Raw genomic sequence first — 1,440 nt, 5'->3', positions numbered from 1 at the left:
CTAGTAGTGCTTTGTTAGGTGGGCGTGTCGTGGGGTCATCGGAGTCGTCCGGGTAGTTCGATGTTGCGGTGACTCCTGACGAGCTTTCGGTTGTGCGGCAACGGCTTGAGGCGTTCGCCGCAGAGGTGTTCACCCCTGTGGTGCGCTCAGATCAGCGGGCCAAGGGTGAGATGTATCTGCGTGGGCTGTTGCTGGATGGGCGGCGTAAGTCGATGCAGCCGATGGCGGATCGGCTTGGGGTGGATCATCAGGGGTTGCAGCAGTTCGTGACGACCTCGACGTGGGACACCACGGCGGTGCGGATGCGGCTGGCCCGTCGGGCGGTCGACGTGGTCGCTCCGGTGGCGTGGGTGGTCGATGACACCGGTTTTCCGAAGGACGGCAAGGGTTCGCCGGGTGTGGCCAGGCAGTACTCGGGGACGTTGGGCAAGGTCGCGAACTGCCAGATCGGGGTAAGTGTCCATGCGGTCACCGACACCGCGTCGTGTCCGCTGGATTGGCGGTTGTTCTTGCCGACGTCGTGGGACGACCAGGCTGCTGACGAGGCTGACCGCCCCGATGTGCTCGCCCGCCGGGCCCGGTGCGGCATTCCTGATGATGAGCATTACCGGCCGAAGTGGTCGATGGTGGTGGAGATGCTCGACGAATTGGCCGAGCACGGACTACGCCCACCGTTGCTGGCAGCCGACGCCGGCTATGGCGATAACAGCCAGTTCCGCAGCGCCTTGGACGAGCGTGGAATCGGCTACATCATGCAGGTCAAAGGCGATGCCCTCGCCCACAAACCAGACGTGCAGCCGGTGACGCGGGTCTGGTCCGGGCGGGGCCGCCCACCAACGCGCACCGACCCGCGCTACCCGAAAACCGCGGTCAGCCTGGTCGAGCACATCCGCGCCGCCGGACGCGCCAACGTCGAGACGATCACCTGGCGGGAAGGCTCGAAAGGCACGATGAGCTCCCAATTCATCTTCCTACGAGTACGCCCGGCCGGACACCGCGTCGCCCGCGACCCCGACGGCACCCTGCCGGAACGGTGGCTGATCGCCCAGTGGCCCGACGACCAGCCCGACCCGGTCAAGTACTGGCTGTCCAGCCTTCCCGCCACCACCAGCCACACCGACTTGATCCGCTACGGCAAGATCCGCTGGCGCATCGAACACGACTACCGCGAACTCAAGACCGGCCTTGGCCTGGACCACTTCGAAGGCCGCTCCTTCATCGGCTGGCACCGCCACGTCACCCTGGCCACCGCCGCGCACCTGTTCATCACCGAACTGCGCCTTGACCCAAAAGCGGCTGCGCCGGCCTGACCCTCTACGCGGTCATCCGCGAGTTACAAAGGCTCCTCGCGACCTGGACCGGCGCCTGCCTCACCTGCCACCGACCCGTGAAACCCTTACACCGCAACAAACGCCACAGAACCTAACAAAGCACTACTAG

The 1,440-nt window shown here is 65.5% G+C and carries 1 protein-coding gene; it reads left to right on the top strand.

What is annotated here, in order from left to right; translation table 11 throughout:
* Positions 1–68 precede the first annotated feature (68 nt).
* The gene (locus JM949_RS35920; RefSeq protein WP_203152470.1) at positions 69–1,310 is read left to right on the top strand and encodes an IS701 family transposase; all 1,242 of its coding nucleotides are present in this window, start codon (positions 69–71) and stop codon (positions 1,308–1,310) included.
* Positions 1,311–1,440 lie beyond the last annotated feature (130 nt).

Origin of the sequence: Micromonospora tarensis, assembly GCF_016803395.1 — a bacterium.
GTDB classification, from domain to species: domain Bacteria; phylum Actinomycetota; class Actinomycetes; order Mycobacteriales; family Micromonosporaceae; genus Micromonospora; species Micromonospora tarensis.
This window is presented reverse-complemented; position numbering and strand designations above follow the sequence as displayed.